Source organism: Pseudoalteromonas sp. NZS11, assembly GCF_015864765.1.
GTDB classification, from domain to species: Bacteria; Pseudomonadota; Gammaproteobacteria; order Enterobacterales; family Alteromonadaceae; genus Pseudoalteromonas; species Pseudoalteromonas arctica.
Genome location: NZ_JADYWP010000001.1, coordinates 168,612 through 187,163, shown reverse-complemented (window position 1 = coordinate 187,163; position 18,552 = coordinate 168,612). Strand labels below are relative to the sequence as shown.

Below are 18,552 nucleotides of genomic sequence, written 5' to 3'. Positions count from 1 at the left end.
TAATTACCCTATGAATAAGCCGCCATTTACAGGAATATTCGCACCTGTAATGTATGAGCAACAATCACTCGCAAGAAATGAAGCTACATTAGCAATTTCTTTTGGCTCAGCCAGTCGTCCTAGTGGAATGTTGTCTTTTATGCCTTGCAATATATCAACTCTAATATTCTTCATCATTTCGGTGTTTGTATAACCCGGAGATATTGTATTAACTAAAATATTACTTCTAGCGCCTTCTTGCGCTAATGCCATTGTAAATCCATGGACACCAGCCTTCGAAGATGAATAATTTACTTGACCTGCCTGACCCTTTTGACCATTAACAGATGAAATGTTAATTATTTTTCCACCGCCGTTCTCTTTCATTATTTTATATATTGGTTGTGTAATATAAAATAATGAATTTAGATTAGTATCGATTACACTTTTCCAACTTTCCAATGACATTTTATGAAAAAAACTATCACTTGTAATACCCGCATTATTTACAAGTAAATGAACTGAACCTTCAAGCTCACTAATTTTAGCAATCATCTCTTCAACAGCTAATAAACTTGTGACGTCGCACTTAAATAAGCGACAATCATTTGATAGAGAATTTACCCAAGAATCATTTGCTTCTTGATTATCAGCCCTTGATATACCAACAATAAAAAAACCATCCTGACTTAGCTTCTGGGATATAGCTAAGCCAATACCTCTTGTAGCACCAGTTACTACGGCTATTTTTTTCATAACTAACTCACTTTATAATTTCAGCTGGCAATACTTTTTAAATACTGCCCGTAACTATTTTTTTCTAGTGGCTTAGCTAGTCTTAAAACTTCTTGCTTTGTTAACCAGCCATAATTTAATGCAATTTCTTCTAAGCAAGCTATTTTATACCCTTGTCGCTTTTCAATAGTCTCTACAAATTGAGCCGCTTCAAGTAAGCTTTCATGCGTGCCAGTATCAAGCCAAGCAAAGCCGCGACCAAGTATTTCAACATTAAGCTTATTTTGCTTTAAATAAATTTCATTTAAGCACGTTATCTCTAGCTCACCTCTATGCGAGGGCTTAACTTGTTTTGCTATTTCTACAACAGAATTATCGTAAAAATATAAACCGGTTACTGCTAAATCAGACTTTGGTTTAGCTGGCTTTTCTTCAATGGAAATAGCCTTTTGGTTCTCATCAAATTCAACAACACCAAAACGTTCCGGATCTTTTACTTGATAGCCAAATACAGTCGCCCCTAGTCCGTTCTTAGCATTCTCAACCGCATGCTTTAACTTAGGTGAAAACCCTTGCCCATAAAAAATATTATCGCCTAGCAATAAACAAACGTCGTCAGAGCCAATAAACTCTTCACCTAAAATAAACGCTTGAGCCAAGCCATCTGGGCTTGGTTGTATCGTGTAACTAAGCTCAACGCCAAAGCGTGAACCATCACCTAATAATCGTTTAAATGATTCTTGATCTTCAGGTGTAGTAATAATTAAGATTTCACGTATTCCCGCTAACATCAACACAGAAAGCGGGTAGTAAATCATTGGCTTATCATAAATTGGGAGTAACTGCTTGGATACACCCATAGTAATAGGATAAAGGCGTGTACCGGAGCCTCCGGCAAGGATAATTCCTTTCATGCTAATTTCCTTTAGCTGTCATATTTATTTCGCCCAGTCGCTCACGCTGATATGAACCATCTTGTACGTTTTGACACCACGTTTGATTATCTAAATACCACTGAATCGTTTTACGTAGACCTGTTTCAAAGGTTTCGACCGGTGTCCAGTTTAGCTCTGCACTCATTTTTGATGAATCAATAGCATAACGTCTATCGTGACCAGGGCGATCTGCCACGTACGTTATCTGTTCTGAGTACGGGGAGTCCTTAGGCACTAAAGTATCTAGAATACTGCAAATACTTTTAACAACTTCAATGTTTTGCTTTTCGTTATGGCCACCAATATTATATGTTTCACCAATTTTACCTTCAGTTACTACCTTATATAAAGCTCGAGCATGATCCTCAACGAATAACCAATCTCTAATCTGATCACCTTTTCCATAAATCGGTAGTTTTTTACCTTCAAGGGCATTAAGTATTACTAATGGTATTAATTTTTCAGGGAAATGATATGGCCCATAGTTATTTGAGCAATTGGTTACAACTGTAGGAAAGCCATACGTACGTAGCCATGCACGAACTAAGTGATCACTAGATGCCTTACTTGCTGAATAAGGACTGCTTGGTGCATAAGATGTTTGTTCAGTAAACAGAGGTAGCGCTTTACCCAACGCATTACCCGCTTGCTCATCTGGGTGAGGTAAATCACCATACACTTCATCAGTAGATATATGATGAAACCTAAAAGCTAGCTTTGCGCTATCTTCGAGTGAATTCCAGTACTCGCGAGCAGCTTCTAATAAAGTGTAAGTTCCTACAATATTGGTTTGGATGAATTCAGCGGGGCCTGTAATTGAGCGATCAACATGGCTCTCTGCAGCTAAATGCATTACAGCATCTGGCTTGTGCTTGGCAAACACACGGTCTAGGGCTACACGGTCACAAATATCAACTTGCTCAAATGCATAACGCTCATTACTATCAACTGATCTTAGTGACTCTAAATTACCTGCATAAGTCAGCTTATCGAGATTGATAACCAAATCTTGAGTATTATCTATTATATGTCGGATAACGGCAGAGCCAATAAACCCTGCACCACCTGTTATTAGTATTTTCATTATTATATTTCCAGCATCACCTAAAATAAACTATGTACAAATTATATTTACTTCATTGAACTAATATACTTGTTATTGAATTTTATTTTCTTTCTGCCCTAGGAAAGCTCTAGATAAAACAAACATCATACTCAAGATACCACCTAAAAAAATAGCTATGACACAAATTAGTGCACGCTTAGGGCCATTCTTTTCTTCTGGTACTAATGCTGGATCAATAGTTTTGAATATATACTCATCACGGACGTTAGCAAACATAATGGTCTTTGTTTGCTCTTCAATTAATTTATATAATACGATACGTATATCAGCTATCTTTATTTGATTTAACTGTTTAGTTAAAAATTCGGTGCTTTTATTAGCCTCAATAACGTCTCGCTGCTTCATACTTTTATTTATATCATGTATTAACCAGGTGACCCATTGCTGCGCGACTACAGGGGATTGATGCTCAACGGCTAGAGTTATCATGCCCGTTTCTGAATCAACATCTACTGAGATGAGCTTACTTAATACTTTATAAGCCTCTTGCATTGAAGGCTCTGATTTTTTAGGTGCTTTTACGGCTCGCAGCCAATTTTTATTTTGTGGGTTATAAATCTCGGTGTTGTAGCTTAAAGTGTTTGTAACTAAATTCCATGATTTAACAGCCATCAGATCAGGCAAAATATTATGCTTTTGAATAAACTCGCTGGTAAATTTTCGTGACTTTAGGACTTCAAGCGCCATTTGAGTTTTATCAACACCTCCACCTGCCCCTAAACTAACACCGGCTAAACTTGCCAAGCCTCCAAACTGACCCGCCAATGCCCCTAAGCCACCTTGTTGCTCTTGCTCTGCAGGAGCAAGCAATGCTTCAGATTTATAAATATTAGGCTGATTCATGGCGTAAAAAACTGACGATACAGCAAATAACGCAGTGATCGCGATAATAAACCATTTACCTTGCCAAATTGCTGAAAATAATTCTCGTAGGTCAATTTCGTCATCAGCGACTATTTTCTTATTGATTTGTTTTGGGCTATTTAAATTATTTTCCATGTAAATCTCATGCTCATTCTACGCGGCATAAAGCCCCGCCTTCTTAAATACATGCGAGGCATAAAACCCCGCCTAATTGTAAATATTTGCTTAAATACATGCGCGGCATTAAGCCGCTCATGATTATTAAATGCCGCTTATTGCTGCGAATGCCACACCTAATTGATACAGTATTTGTGTTGCTGTGCTCCAAAGAGTTAGCTTATCCATATGGCCAGCGTCCATTGGTATAACTATTGTATCGCCTGGTTCTAACTGCTCAGAACTATTAGAGGCAAACCACCCTCCCGTATTCGGTATTTTTACCGAGCCATTGGCTTTTATAATGTAAATACGGTCCTCGTCAGCGCGCTCTTTTAAACCACCGCTTAAGTTAATGTATTCGTCAACGCTTACACCTTGCCTATACAAATGCGAGGTAGAGTAGTTAACTTCGCCTATTACACTAATCGAATCGCGTTTACTTGGCACATAAAGTGTGTCGCCATTTTGCAGTACTAAATTTTGTTGATTATTGACTATTTGTGGAAGGTCGATAACCAAGCGCCCTAAAGCCTCAACGCTTGCTAAATCATTAAGTAACTTATCCATTTCTTCATATGAGAGTGAATTACTACTCACTGAACTTTCAAAGCTTTTTGAAGCTATATCACGGCGAAGCTCTGTAGATAAACGTGCTAACTGCCTTTCCTCTTGTTCTTTAATCGACGTACGGGTAAATACAGCTGCTTTTTGCTCTGCAAATTTTGAAAAGCCACCCGCACGTTCTAGCAATTCAGTAAGCGTTTCTCCTCGGCGTATGGTGTAAGTGCCCGGAAATTTAAGCTCGCCTTTTAATTCTACTTTTACATTTTCTTGCCAATTTGGAATAGCGAATACGTTTATGCTGTCTTTACTTTGTAATGTAATATTACTTTGAAGGTCGCCTTTCATGGCGCTTTCAAGATCAAATCGTAAATGTTCGATCTTAGAACCATCACTCGCTACTATTCGCGTAATTTCAGCTTGTTTTATGTATGCAGACTCCAGCAAGCCACCTGCTGCTGTTATTAAATCACTTACCTCACCGCCAATCATTAGTGGATAAATACCAGGGAAAGTAACGTTTCCGCTAATCTCAACTAATTGCATTGCTTGCTGCACTGATGCTTGCTGCTTAAATTTAGCAATAATTGGCGCTAATAAATTATGGCGGCTAAATAACGCGTAATCTTCAGGTTTGAGTTCTTGGCCTTCTTCTTCTTTTGCTTTGCGCTTAGAAATTTCAGCAATAGTGAGTATTTTATTGTCTTCAAGAACAAGTTCTTCGTCTTCTTGATTAACGCCAATGTATTTTTCGAACTCTTTTTGTTCAAACTTATGCCATTGCTCTGCTTTTTGTTGCTGTTCTTGTTGCTCTTGACTAAGGGCCATATTTGCTAGAGTTGATTGCTCTAATTCTTTTTCTTCAAAACGGCTAAATACAACTATCTTGTCATTAGCTTGAAGTTGTAAGTTATTCTCAGGGTTTTTAATAATCGCTTGAGCAACGTCGAATTGGTGTGCTTCTATATCGCCGTTTATATTTATTTCGCGGATTACGAGTCCGTAGCTTAAATCGGCTTGCGGTAGTAAGTCACCACGTACTGATTTAAGTACATCTGAAATGCGCTTGCCTTGGTGCCACTGATAATTACCTGGGCGCGCTACTGCACCAATTAAGCTAACTGAATTTTGATATTGCGAGCTAACTGAATTAAAGCGAATACGGTCGCCATCTTGTGGAATATAGTTAATTTGCGATTTTGAAAAATCTACCGAGAGTACTTCTTTACGATCGAAGTTAAAGCGCTCTACAATTGCGCTTTTGGCATATGCATTTGGTTTAAGGCCTCCGGCCATTGCTAATAACTGCTTAGCAGATTCACCTTTTTTAAGTTCAAATATAGCTGGTCGCTTTACTGCCCCTTCAACTCTTACTTGAGCGCCAACTGATGGAATAAATACAGCATCGCCCGGCTTTAATACGATATCGTTACTGCTATCGCCATTAATAAGTAAGTCGTAAAGGTCAAAGTTTGCAACGACCTTGCCTGCGCGTTTAACTTGAATATTACGAAGAGAGGCAATGTCAGACACACCACCACTTACAAATAATGCGTGCGAAACAGTTGTTAATGAAGAAACACTGTAGCTACCCGGCTTGTAAGCCTCACCTAGCACTAAAATACGCATGCTACGAAGTTGACCAAGCGATACAAAAGCTTTTACGCCAATAACTTCTTGCTCTACTTTTACTTTTATTAGCTCTTTAATTTCAGCAAAGGTTAAACCTGCAACTTCTACAGGGCTCAGGTCAGGAATACTAATACGCCCTTCACGATCAACTATGACTTCAAAACTTTCGCTTTCTTTTCCGTAAAAGTTAATTTTTAACTGATCACCAGGGCCTACAATGTATGTATCGGGTACTGCGGCATTTTCGCTTGGCATAAATGTAGTGGGTTCACCTGCAAACAATTCATAACCATATGGTTTTAATTCGTCTGCTTTTGGTTTGAAGCGCTCTTCATCTGTTAGCTTTTCTTTTTCTGGCTCTGCGCGCTCACCAATACTGTTTTGTTGCTCTGTATTATTTTGATTATTAGATTGGTTTGTACCGGTGATTGTTGAAACATCAACACCATACTGTTTTGCTAGGGCTTCTTGCTGAGCTTTTGGCAGCTTTTTAAATTGCTCAATTTGAGATGCTGTTGGCGTAAAAGCCAAAGTACTAAAACTACAAAGTAGAATAAAAGCACTAATAAATTGTGTAAAAACTTTCACGAGTAGGTATATCCCTAGGTCTACAACCAAAATTGGTGGCCATAATACATTAATTTTGAGCAAATAAAAAAGGGACTTTCGTCCCTTTTGTCACTTTAGTGTCATTAACTTAGTTACATTGGTTAAAAACTGTAAACCAACGTGAATGACGTTTCAGTATCTGTACTTTCTTTATCATCAGCAACGTCTGAGTTGTTGGTAACATTAAAAGCTACTTTCATTTGTAGCGAGCCGTTTATTTTTGCAAGCAATGCAGTTTCTGAACGAGTTTTAGTGTTTGTATCACCGTACTCCACAGCAACTAATTGGGTAAAACGGGCACTTTCAGAAATTTGCCAGTTGTAATCTAACTTACCTAAGGCAATTACTTCGCCTTCAAACTCGCCAGCAAGAGAGTTACCGTTATCATCTATTTCAGTGCTGTCATCTGGGTATTCAAAATATTTATAACCAGGACCAACTTCGGCGCTTAACCACATTGTCTTTTCGTTTAATAAACGTAGACCGTAACCAGCAGAAATTACCGACTCACTTCTATATGCTCCAAAATAATCTGAAACGTGTGAACCATAAATGAATAAATGAGAATGATCTTCATTTAATTTGTAATTGCCTTGAGCAGAAATTGAGTACTTTTCGTTAGTGCGCTGCTTATTTTTGTCGCCATCAGCATCTTCAACTTCATCTTCTTTGTAGATGCCGTCTAGCTTGTATTCGTTGTTCCAGTTTTCAAGGTTGTGTTGTACCTTGATACCACCTTTTAGTGTGGTTGTTTCGGTATTACCACTAGTGATAATAGCACCAAGTTCACTGGTAACTTCCCACGTTTTTTGATCTGCGTCTGCAGCGAATGCATTTGTTGCAGCAGAAGCTGCAACTAAAACTGATAAAAGCTTTAATTTCATTAAAAAATAACCTTTGTATAAATGTATATCTATTTTATTAAAGCATTACTTGTTAGAGCAAGCTAAACAGCTAAGTAATAATGTAAAAAATTTCATGCAGCAAATACTGCATGAAATTTTATTTCTAATAGCCGCTTTATCACTACAACAATTAAAGATAACTTTAATTAAATAACTATTTAAAATTAATCTTGCTTGTGTAAATGAACATCCATTTGTGGAAATGGGATTGCAATATTTGCATCATCTAATGCAATTTTAATATTTTCCATTAATGACCAGTAAGTAGGCCAGTAATCAGCAGCGTTAACCCAAGGGCGAACAACAAAGTTTACGCTAGAATCACCTAGCTCAGATACAGCTACTGTATAAGCTGGGTCTTTAAGTATGCGTGTTTCTGCATCTAATACAGATTTTAATACTTCTTTTGCTTGACGTAAATCAGCATCGTAACTAACACCAATAACTAAATCGATACGGCGAGTAGACTCACGCGAGAAGTTAGTAATAGCGCCTGACATTATTTGAGAGTTTGGTACGATGATTACTTTATTATCTGGAGTACGAAGTTCAGTTGAAAATATTTCGATTTTCTTAACAGTACCCATTTTATTACCGGCTTCAACAAAGTCACCAGACTTGAATGGGCGAAGTAAAATAATAAGTACGCCTGATGCGAAGTTAGATAATGAACCTTGTAATGCTAAGCCAACAGCTAAGCCTGCAGCACCTAAAATAGCAATGAACGAAGTTGTTTCAATACCAATTTGCGAAAGTGCCATTAAAATAGTAACAGCAAATACAAGTGTGTACACAATGCTTGAAACAAACGACCCTACAGCTTTATCTACTTTCTTTTTAGCAAAACCTTTTTCAGTTAAGTTAGAACAAAACTTAGCGATACGACTACCAAGTAAAAAGATAACAAGCGCAACAACAGCTTGTATACCGTAGTGTAAGATTAGGCCTGAGTTATCGTTAAGCCAATTAAGTACTGAATCCATATTTACTCCAAATGTTTTTTATTAAGCGTTTTCCGAGCATTATTATACATTAATTTACAATTTATTCTCATAGAATAATGAATTAATACTATTAAATTCGCCTGTATTCGATTTTTCGCGAAGGTTATGCGACAAATATGTTACCTAATCCCCGTAAATACTAGCTGTCCAACACTGATTAAATTTGTTTATTTAAATTATTTTAATTTATTTCACATTTAGACTTCACAACATTTATTATTTTATGTATTATGCGCGCCACACCAAACAAGGTGTGTGTAGTGGCGGTTGTAGCTCAGTTGGTAGAGCCCCGGATTGTGATTCCGGTTGTCGCGGGTTCAAGCCCCGTCAATCGCCCCACTTTTTCTCCTAGTAATACCCTTATTTATATTTTAATAATTCCCCTAAATTATCTTTTTATATCCTATACAGCATACCTAATCTTCGTTATCCAAAATTAATTAATATATTAAGCTAAATTAGTTTATCAGCAACCTCTCCCTTTTTAATTAGTTTAACTTGAAGATTTATTAAGCAAGTATTTAGCCTGCAATTAAATAACATTTATTTAACTAATGTGATTACATTGGCTGTACTTAAGTACAAAAAGTGCTAGATTTCTAGTACTAATACCAACCTGCATAAATATTTGAGCAACTTAACAAATTAAATTGCACTAAAACGTTGTTAAAAATTTTTTATTTATAACAACAAGATACAAAAATTTTCGCCTAGTTTTAGCGTGATTTTCTTAACGTTAAATAGACCTCACATATAAGCAGATTGGTATAACATCACTTTATTACAAAACATCAAACTTCCTATGGGATATAAAATTAAGCATGATTAAACAGCTTTTAAGAAATTTACTATGTAGTTATTTGGCCTTAATAAGTTTTAGCTCATTGGCTCAAAGCAATGATGAATATGATAATCTATTGATTGAACTGCAAAAATTAGTTTCTGAAAAAAAATATACTCAGGCTTATCAAATAAGTAATAGTGAATACCAGTACCTAGGTGAACCCGTATACGATTTTTTACTAGGGATCTCTGCCCTTAAAACAGGACATCCGGCGCCAGCTGTATTTGCCTTTGAACGTGTGGTTGAAAACAACCCTAGATGGTATGAAGCTCGCTTGTACTTAGTTCGTGCTTATTTAACCGTTAATAATTTACCTGCTGCCGATACCCAAGCTTTAATACTGATTAACTCACCTAATACACCTAATAACATAAAGTCTTCAGCACAGTCGTTACTTGATGCAACCACACTTAAAAAACAAGAAGCTAGGCGTTCTTATAAGCAAAATATTGAGCTTGCCCTTGGCGTTGATGGCAACGTAAATGCGGGTACGGCAGAAGATACAATTATAATTCCTAACCTTGGTGAATTTTTATTATCGCCAGAAAGTAAAAGTACGCAAGACAACTATGCGCGACTAAATTATAGAGGAAAGTACTCTCACCCTATAGATCAAAAAAGTTTAATCACTTTGAGTGTTAATACTGGGTGGTACAAGTTTGCAGAACTCAGCCAATACGATCGTATAAACGCGCACATTAATGCTGCTTATCAATATAAACAAAATGACATAAGTTGGTTTGCACAAGTATCGACGACTCCATTACTGCTTGATGGCGATCTTTATCGTACTGAATCAGCTTTAACAGCAGGTGCTAATTATAAGTTGAATAAACAAGTTAATTTATTTAGCTCTGCGACTGCTGGTGTTTTGAATAATAGGTTTGATGAAAAGCTCGATAATTCGTTTTATGCATTAAATGCAGGAGCTAGCTATGCAACTAAGCAATGGTTTCAAAGTTTAAGCGTTAACGCCAAAAACGAAAAAGCCGATATTACTCAAGGCGAATTTAATAGCCGAAATATTACTAGCTTGTACTACCAAGTGAACACTCAGTTGGCTCAACATTGGCAGTTGTTATCTCTTGCTGGATACCAATGGATTAATTATAAAGATGATCACCCTTTATTTTTACAAGAACGTGCCGATAACCTTCTTATGTTCTCAACTTCTGTTCGCTACTTAGTTAATCGCGATTTAGCCATACAGTTGGCTGCCAACTATCAAGATAAATCCAGTAATATTTCTTTATTCGAATATGACCGTTTAGATATCAATTTAAGCGCTTCTTACTCATTTTAATTTAAGGTATTTATGAAACATTTACTCCCTGTAATTACCACTTTACTTTGTGTAAGTTTTTATACACAAGCAAATGATCCTGCTGGTAAAACTATTTTAGCGCGAGGCTCTGTACTAGCGGTTGATGGAAGCTCTGAACAACAACGGCAGTTGCAGCGCAGAGATACCGTTTTTGGTGTAGATCGCATTACGACCGGAGAGAAAAGCAAAGCGCAATTTTCAATGTCGGATGGTGGTTTAATCGCTTTAAAAGAAAATTCAGAACTAAATATTGCTAACTACGAATTTGATGATAATACCCAACAAGGTTCTGCTTCTATTGAGTTACTTAAAGGTGGTTTACGCTCTATTTCGGGTGTGATTAAAAAAAATGGCGGCTCTTATAATGTAAAAACCCCCGTTGGCTCTATTGGTATACGGGGAACACATTTTGAAGTTCAGCTCGTTGAAGGCAATGTGTTTTTAGCTGTATGGGATGGCGCAATAGATTTAACTTTAGAAAATAATAGCGTGGTTTCTTTGGGTGATAACGAGGCATTTTCGTTTGCACAAATTACAGCCTCTGGTGAAGTATTAAAAACGACGCGTGCGGCACGTGTGTTTGATCAAAATATAGTAACGATCGACCCTAAAGATGACAACGAAGAAGAGACTGAACAAGCATCTGTAACTGAAGTTGAAGTAAATGCTTTTGAAGCAGATACAGATACTATGGATATATATTCTGAACAACAATTTCAAACAGTTAGCAGCGCATCTTTAGTCGATCAAATAGCTCAGCGCCAAGGTGTATTTAACTATGAAGCATCAAGCTTTAATGTAAATTCGAGTGTGGGTGCTGTTACTGACTTTGCTATGACTATGGCTGTTGATTTTGATAATGGCACGGTACCTGATGGCGAAATTAGTTTTAATGACGCGGGCGGAAATTGGTATGCGGCTTACAGCGGTTTAATAAATTTAAGCGAACTTGACTTAGCCGTTACATTTGCATCCCATGGCAACAATAAAGCCGAGGGCGATGTTGATGCAATATTTTTGAATGACTTAGACAATATTACTGGCAACTTTAATCTTAACGAAATAAATAATCCTGATGTAAATGCTAGCGGTTCTTTTAAATTAGAACCATAAACACATTGGATACAAAGCTTTTATTATGGAGTATTTAAAATGACAGCAAAAAATATATTTTTGCTTGGTTCTATGGTGTTTTTGTTAAGTGCCTGTGGAGGCTCAGAAGAAAGCCCTGCTCAAGAGACAATACAATCACCTACGGCTGAAGTAGTACCGCCAACGGTGACTAGCTATATAAATTTAGCTGGTGTTATAGCGAGCAATCAAACCAAAAATACAAAAGCTTTAGGTGCTGTCACTTCAAGTAGAGGTGTTGTTGGATCAAGCATAGCTAATACACGCGCTAATATTGTTTTTTCACAAACAAACGAAACTGTGCAAGGCAACGTTTCTTTTTTACTTGAAGCTTCGGATACTGATGGTATTGCTGAAGTTAATTTAGTACTCCCTAGTGTCAATAAAAGCATACCACTGTGTTCTTCTGATTGTGGTTTTGACTACGAAAAATCAATTATAGGCCTCAGCCCTGCATTTTATGGCGTAACTCCAGGAGAGATACGCCTAGAAATATGGATAACTGACACTTTAAATAATCAAGTCCTTGCTGATGCAATTACTTTTAACTGGCAACCATATCAAATTGAAGGTGTTACAGCTCAGCGAGACGAAGATAATATTAATCTTTCGTGGCAAGCTAACCCCGAACTTAATCGTTATAACGTTTATATTGCAACTCAAGCTGGAGTTTCATCTACTAATATTAATGAATTAGAAAACGGGCAACAATTTTTAAGTATTCAAGATACTGCATTAAGCATTACCGAGTCACTTACAGATAAAAGTTATCAAGTACTTATTACCGGTATTGATGGCAGTGGTGAAAGTGGCTTTGCTAATATAATAAACATAGCACCAGTGGGTGGAGAGCTTGCATTTGCACCAGAAGCTAATACCGATCAATTTCAGATAAATGAAGATCAAACCCTGCAAGGCAACGTTCTAACAAATGATACGAATCAATACAGTGGCGATTTACGTGTAAATGCAGATGCATTAATTCTACCGCAGCATGGCACCATTAATATAAATGAAAATGGGGATTTTACTTATATCCCTATTGCAAACTTTAATGGTGAAGATGCCTTTAGCTATCAAGTTGCTAACGAGCTAGGTATGACAGATACCGCAGTTGTAGAGATAACCATTTTAGCTGTTAACGACGCCCCTATTGCGCTTGATAATACTTATAACATTACAAACAATGGAACCTTAGTTGTCCTATCGCCTGGCTTACTTATTAACGATAGCGATATTGATTTAGATAACTTAACTGTTGATACAACGCCTGTTAGCGAACCGACAAGAGGACAATTAACCCTTTTTGATAATGGTAGCTTTGAATACCAAGGCGAGCAGAACATGCAAGGCCAAGACAGCTTTCAGTATAGAGTTATTGATGCACAAGGTGCTCAGGCTATTGCAAATGTAACTATTGTAAGCTCAAACACTAACGTAGCCCCTGTAACAAAAAATGATAGCTATAGTTTAAGCGAAGATGAAACACTTGTGGTTACAGCAACCAATGGTGTGCTTAGTAACGATACTGACCCAAATAATGACAGTTTTTCAGTTGATGAAACATTTATTGTGGCACCAACACATGGCCAACTATTATTAGCAATTGATGGCAGCTTTAGTTATGTGCCGGATGCTAATTTTAATGGTGTTGATCAATTTCGATATCAAGCTATAGACTCATTAGGTGCAACCTCTACAGCCACAGTAACTTTAATAATAAACAGCGAACCCGATAGCCCTGTCGCACAAAATGATGCCTATCAATTTAGTAAAAATAAACTATTTGAAGTAACAGTACAAAATGGCTTATTAATTAACGATTTTAATATTGAGGCTGGCGATTTATCAGTTAACACCACGGCAATCAATGCAACTCAAAATGGCGAGCTTACATTAAAAGTTGATGGCTCATTTACCTACCAACCAGACTTAGGTTTTATTGGTGTAGATAGCTTTACCTATTCAATTTCAAATGAGCAAGGCTTAACTGCAACAGCTCAAGTAACCTTAAGTGAAAGCGGCGTTAATACTTTTCCAGAAGCCAATAACGATCAATTTACGTTAGACGAAGACAGCTCTGCATCTTTATTAGACGTGCTAGCTAACGACACTGATGCAGATGGCGATACGATTAGTATTTCGAACATAGAAAATATTGCTGGAGAAGCGACTATTGTCGCCGGAAAAATACAGTTTACTCCACCAGCAAACTTTTCAGGTGAGATAGTACTAACTTACACCATTACGGATGGTTATAGCACTGGTAATGAAGGCATAAACGACAGAACAGCAAGTGTGACGATTACCGTTACACCCGTTAATGATGCCCCTACTGCAAATGCTGATTCAGCAACGATGAACGAAGATGCTCCTGCGTTATTAGTTAACGTACTAGCTAACGACTCCGACATTGATGGCGATACTCTTACAATAACAGCTGCTACTGCAGATATAGGTTCTGCATCTGTTGTTGATAATAAAATCCAATACACGCCTGCTGCTAATACAAATGGAACAGCAATTATTAACTACACAATAAGTGATGGGAACGGCGGTACTGCAACTACAAACTTATCAATAATTATTACTCCCGTAAACGATACTCCTATTGCAAACGCAGACTCAGCGACAGTAGATGAAGATGCAGCGCCAATACTAATAAACGTATTGGCAAATGACTCTGACGTGGATGGTGATAGCCTCACTATCAGTGCTGCCTCGGCAAATACTGGTTCAGTCGCAGTGGTTGGCAACCAAATTCAATATACACCGGCAGCCGACGACAACGGCGTAGCAACAGTTACTTATACTGTAAGCGATAGCAGCGGTGGTGCCAGTACAACAACGTTAACTATCACTATTACCTCCGTAAACGATGATCCAATAGCAAACGCCGATTCGGCTACCATGGCTGAAGATGCAGCGCCAATGCTGATAAACGTATTGGCCAATGACTCTGATGTAGATGGCGATAGCCTCACTATCAGTGCTGCCTCGGCAGATACTGGTTCGGTCTCAGTGGTTGGCAATCAAATTCAATATACACCGGCGGCCGACAGCAATGGCTTAGCAATAGTTACTTATACCGTTAGTGATAATAATGGCGGAACAGATAATACCACGGTCACTATTACTATAACTGCAGTGAACGATACACCTGTTGCCAATAACGATACTGCTACTATGGCTGAAGATGCAGCGCCAATACTGATAAACGTATTAGCCAATGACTCAGATGAAGACGGCGACAGCCTGGTGATAAGTGCAGCATCAGCTGATATTGGCTCAGCCTCAGTAGTTGGCAATCAAATTCAATACACACCTGCAGCTGATAGCAATGGCTTAGCAACAGTTACTTATACCGTTAGTGATAATAATAGTGGAACAAATACTGCCACGGTCGCTATTACGATAACTGCCGTGAATGATGTACCTGTTGCCAATAACGATACCGCTACTATGGCTGAAAATGCAGCGCCAATACTGATAAACGTATTAGAAAATGACTCAGATGTAGATGGCGACAGCCTGGCGATCAGTGCAGCATCAGCCGATATTGGCTCAGTCTCAGTAGTTGGTAATCAAATTCAATACACACCGGCAGCCGATAGCAACGGCTTAGCAACAGTTACTTATACTGTTAGTGATAATAATGGTGGAACGAATACTGCCACGCTCGCTATTACGATAACTGCCGTGAATGATGCACCTGTTGCCAATAATGATACCGCAACCATGGCTGAAGATGCAGCACCAATACTGATAAACGTATTAGCAAATGATACTGACTCTGATGGAGACAGCTTGGTGATCTCTTCAGCCTCAGCTGATATTGGCTCGGTCTCAGTAGTTGGCAATCAAATTCAATATACGCCTGAAGCCAATACCAATGGACTTGCCACGGTAACTTATACGATTAGTGATAATAATGGCGGAACCAATACAGCCACAGTGGCCATTACCGTAACTGGTGTTAACGATGCACCTGTAGCATTGGTTCAAAGTTTTAGTATTAGTGAAAATGCTACAGATGGCGACATCATAGGGACTGTTAGCGCGTCAGATATTGAGAACCAGACCTTAACTTATAGTTTAACTGGCGGTGACACTGCTTCATTTGAAATTAATAGTAGCTCTGGTGTTTTATCAACCGTAGGTGAAAGCCCATTTGATTTTGAAACAACTAATCAATATATCTTAAATGTCACTATAACTGATGATGGCACACCTAATGAAAGTTCAAACGTTAACATAACCGTTAATATTACTGATGAAGTTGAACTCCTTATTCCAACTGAAGATGTGACATTTGGCCGCCCAATTACAGGTGAGCTTGATCTTTCAAACATTTTTTCTGGTGGTGAGTTTAAAGACAGTATTGAGCTTAATGGCAAACTATATTTTGTTGGTTTTACCAACAATGCTGATAAAGACCTTCTTATTGTCTCTTACTCAAACAATGGTGATATGAATACTACCTTTAATAACACCGGCACTAAAATACTCGATTTAGATCAAGACGAAGAAGCCACCGCTATTATTTCTGACGGTACAGATCTTTTCATTGCCTATTCTAGTTTTGATGGCACCCATAATGAAGCTTGTATACTTAAAATGGATCTCGCTGGAACGTTAAGCACTGGTTCGGATGATGATGATGATGATGATGACGACGACGGTGAAAGTGGCGCAGGTGTTCAGTGTACAACGCTTAATAGTACTACCGTTATTAATGACCTTGAAATTGATGGCGATAAATTACTGGCTGTGGGCAAACACTTTGATGGCACTCAAAACGATAGTTTATGGATACATTATAAAAAATCAGATCTAGATTTTGAGAACTCTACTCCAGCTATTGTCGATGTTAGCGGCGCTAATCGAGATGATGAAGGCTTTGCAATTAAGAACTTTGATGATTCCGATTACTTAGTGGTTGGGAGTGTTACCAATGCAGAGGGAACAAAAGACTCTTTACTTCGTTATTTAAAATCTGATGGCGATAATGACAATAACTTTAATGGTGGCGCAGCACTAACAATTGATATATCTGATAATGATAAAGACGACGAACTTTTTGCTGTAGGTGGAGTTGTTGATTCTGAATTTACTGCCTTTGCAGGTGGATATGTAACAAGAACCAGCGGTGAAAAAGAAGCGGTAGTATTAGCTATTAATAAAGATGGGGAGCTAATCACCACCTTTGGCAATGCTGGTATTGCAATTTATGATATTGATAATGATAGTGGAAATGGTGATGGCGGCGCTAAAATTTCCGGTATTAAACACGAGCCTATTAACAATGATATTAGTTTTTCGGGGACGACTGGCGTATCAGCCTCAGAAAAATTATTTTCAGCACGGATTAATAATCAAGGTACTTTAGATGGCGCCTATGGCACCTCCGGCATTAATATAATTAATGGTATAAGTGGTAAGCAATTTGCCAATACTTTAGCTATCGACTCTAATGACACTATTTGGGTAGCAGGTGTTAACGATGACTCAAATACAAAACCGTTTATTGCAGCAATTGACGATAAAGCCACATTATTTAGTAACTTTGAAACCAATGGTTACTTTACCTTTACTAATTCAGTAGATGCAACTAACGATGAATCAATGCACGTTTTACAGCTTAGTAATGGCCCTGATGCTGGTAAATATATTCTTGCATCAACTGCTAAATCGGGCTCAACTACTAAGTTAGTATTAACACGCTTTACGAATGAGGGTGATATCGATACTAGCTTTAGCGAAAGTGGCCATAAAGAAATTGCCATAGATTTAAGTAACTCACGCATCGCTTTAACCGAGCAAGGCGACGGTAAATTAGTTATTACAGGATCTAAAAATAGTGAAAATGGTGAAGCGGGTTTTGTAGCTAAAGTTGATCAGTCTGGTAATTTAGACACATCATTTGCAACAGACGGGGTATACACAACCTCTGTCAGTGGCGCAGAATTGGTAAACCTGACAGGTATTGCACTTGATAATAGCGGTAACATTATTACTGTTGGGTCAATCGTAATAAGCGGCACTCCTAGCCCAATCGTTATAATGTTGACACCAGAAGGTACCCTTGAGCCTAACTTTGGCACTGGCGGAAGTATCATAGGCTCAGCTTTTGAGTACTATAACCGTGTACATACCGACAATGCAGATATTTTCATTGGTGGTAAGGCAGTATTAAGTGGCACTTCAAAGCTAATTGCATTGAAGCTAAGCTCAAACGGTACCGAGGTCTTTAAGTATGTAGGTGAAGAAACCACAGATACCGACAACAAATTAGTACAAATTTTAGCTGACACAACGGGTAAGTTATATTTGATAGCAAACCTTATTGATTCGCCAAATAAAGCCAATGTTATTAGGTTGCTCGTTACGGGTGCGCTTGATACTAACTTTGCCGTAAATGGTGTCGGTGAATATACTTTGGCGTCAAGCGGTAACACTGAGCTAAGTGGTGCAGCGCTCGATAGTAGCAATCAACTTATTTTAGCCGGCATGGCTAACAATAAAGGAATGTTAGCGCGTATTTTAACTAACGGTACTTTAGATAATACGTTTGGAGCCAGTGGTGCCGGATTTTATGAAGCAAGCCAATGTACCAGTACACATGTATTTACTTCAATCATCTTACAAAATGACACCCAAGTTGTTGTAAGTAGCACCTGTAATGACACTAACTCTAACAATGTTAGTATTTCTAAATTCAATTTTTTAGAAGATGGAGCTTAG

General features: G+C 38.0%; 10 protein-coding genes and 1 tRNA gene. 4 read left to right on the top strand and 7 right to left on the bottom strand.

Translation table 11 applies throughout. From position 1 onward, the window contains the following. Positions 1-3: 3 nt before the first annotated feature. The 7 genes from phbB to I6E82_RS00710 all read right to left on the bottom strand — a co-directional run bounded on the left by phbB (position 4) and on the right by I6E82_RS00710 (position 8,488). The gene (gene phbB / locus I6E82_RS00740) at positions 4-735 is read right to left on the bottom strand and encodes an acetoacetyl-CoA reductase (protein WP_010555583.1); all 732 of its coding nucleotides are present in this window, start codon (positions 733-735) and stop codon (positions 4-6) included. A gap of 20 nt (positions 736-755) precedes the next feature. Beyond that, the gene (gene rfbA, locus I6E82_RS00735; protein ID WP_182716440.1) at positions 756-1,628 is read right to left on the bottom strand and encodes a glucose-1-phosphate thymidylyltransferase RfbA; all 873 of its coding nucleotides are present in this window, start codon (positions 1,626-1,628) and stop codon (positions 756-758) included. Between the two features lies 1 nt (position 1,629). Continuing rightward, positions 1,630-2,733: a dTDP-glucose 4,6-dehydratase gene (rfbB, locus tag I6E82_RS00730; protein WP_197116370.1), complete on the bottom strand. Its 1,104-nt coding sequence runs from the start codon at positions 2,731-2,733 to the stop codon at positions 1,630-1,632. 72 nt (positions 2,734-2,805) lie between these two features. After that, on the bottom strand, positions 2,806-3,774 hold the full coding sequence (locus I6E82_RS00725) for a Wzz/FepE/Etk N-terminal domain-containing protein (RefSeq protein ID WP_197116368.1): 969 nt from the start codon (positions 3,772-3,774) through the stop codon (positions 2,806-2,808). 126 nt (positions 3,775-3,900) lie between these two features. Further along, positions 3,901-6,579, bottom strand: a complete 2,679-nt coding sequence (locus tag I6E82_RS00720; RefSeq protein ID WP_197116366.1) for an SLBB domain-containing protein — start codon at positions 6,577-6,579, stop codon at positions 3,901-3,903. A gap of 122 nt (positions 6,580-6,701) precedes the next feature. Further along, on the bottom strand, positions 6,702-7,484 hold the full coding sequence (locus I6E82_RS00715; protein WP_024597834.1) for a DUF481 domain-containing protein: 783 nt from the start codon (positions 7,482-7,484) through the stop codon (positions 6,702-6,704). Positions 7,485-7,669: 185 nt separating this feature from the next. Next, positions 7,670-8,488, bottom strand: coding sequence for a mechanosensitive ion channel family protein (locus I6E82_RS00710; RefSeq protein ID WP_007582322.1), 819 nt, complete (start codon positions 8,486-8,488; stop codon positions 7,670-7,672). A 284-nt stretch (positions 8,489-8,772) separates the two neighbouring features. Here I6E82_RS00710 and I6E82_RS00705 point away from each other — a divergent pair. The 4 genes from I6E82_RS00705 to I6E82_RS00690 all read left to right on the top strand — a co-directional run bounded on the left by I6E82_RS00705 (position 8,773) and on the right by I6E82_RS00690 (position 18,552). After that, positions 8,773-8,848: transfer RNA gene (locus tag I6E82_RS00705), tRNA-His, on the top strand. A 482-nt stretch (positions 8,849-9,330) separates the two neighbouring features. Then, entirely contained in the window at positions 9,331-10,656 is a 1,326-nt protein-coding gene (locus tag I6E82_RS00700; RefSeq protein WP_197116364.1) for a surface lipoprotein assembly modifier, read from the top strand. Between the two features lie 12 nt (positions 10,657-10,668). Beyond that, positions 10,669-11,790 carry a FecR family protein gene (locus I6E82_RS00695; protein WP_007582324.1) on the top strand — a complete coding sequence of 374 codons (1,122 nt, stop codon included), beginning with the start codon at positions 10,669-10,671 and terminating at the stop codon, positions 11,788-11,790. A 39-nt stretch (positions 11,791-11,829) separates the two neighbouring features. Further along, the gene (locus tag I6E82_RS00690; protein ID WP_197116362.1) at positions 11,830-18,552 is read left to right on the top strand and encodes an Ig-like domain-containing protein; all 6,723 of its coding nucleotides are present in this window, start codon (positions 11,830-11,832) and stop codon (positions 18,550-18,552) included.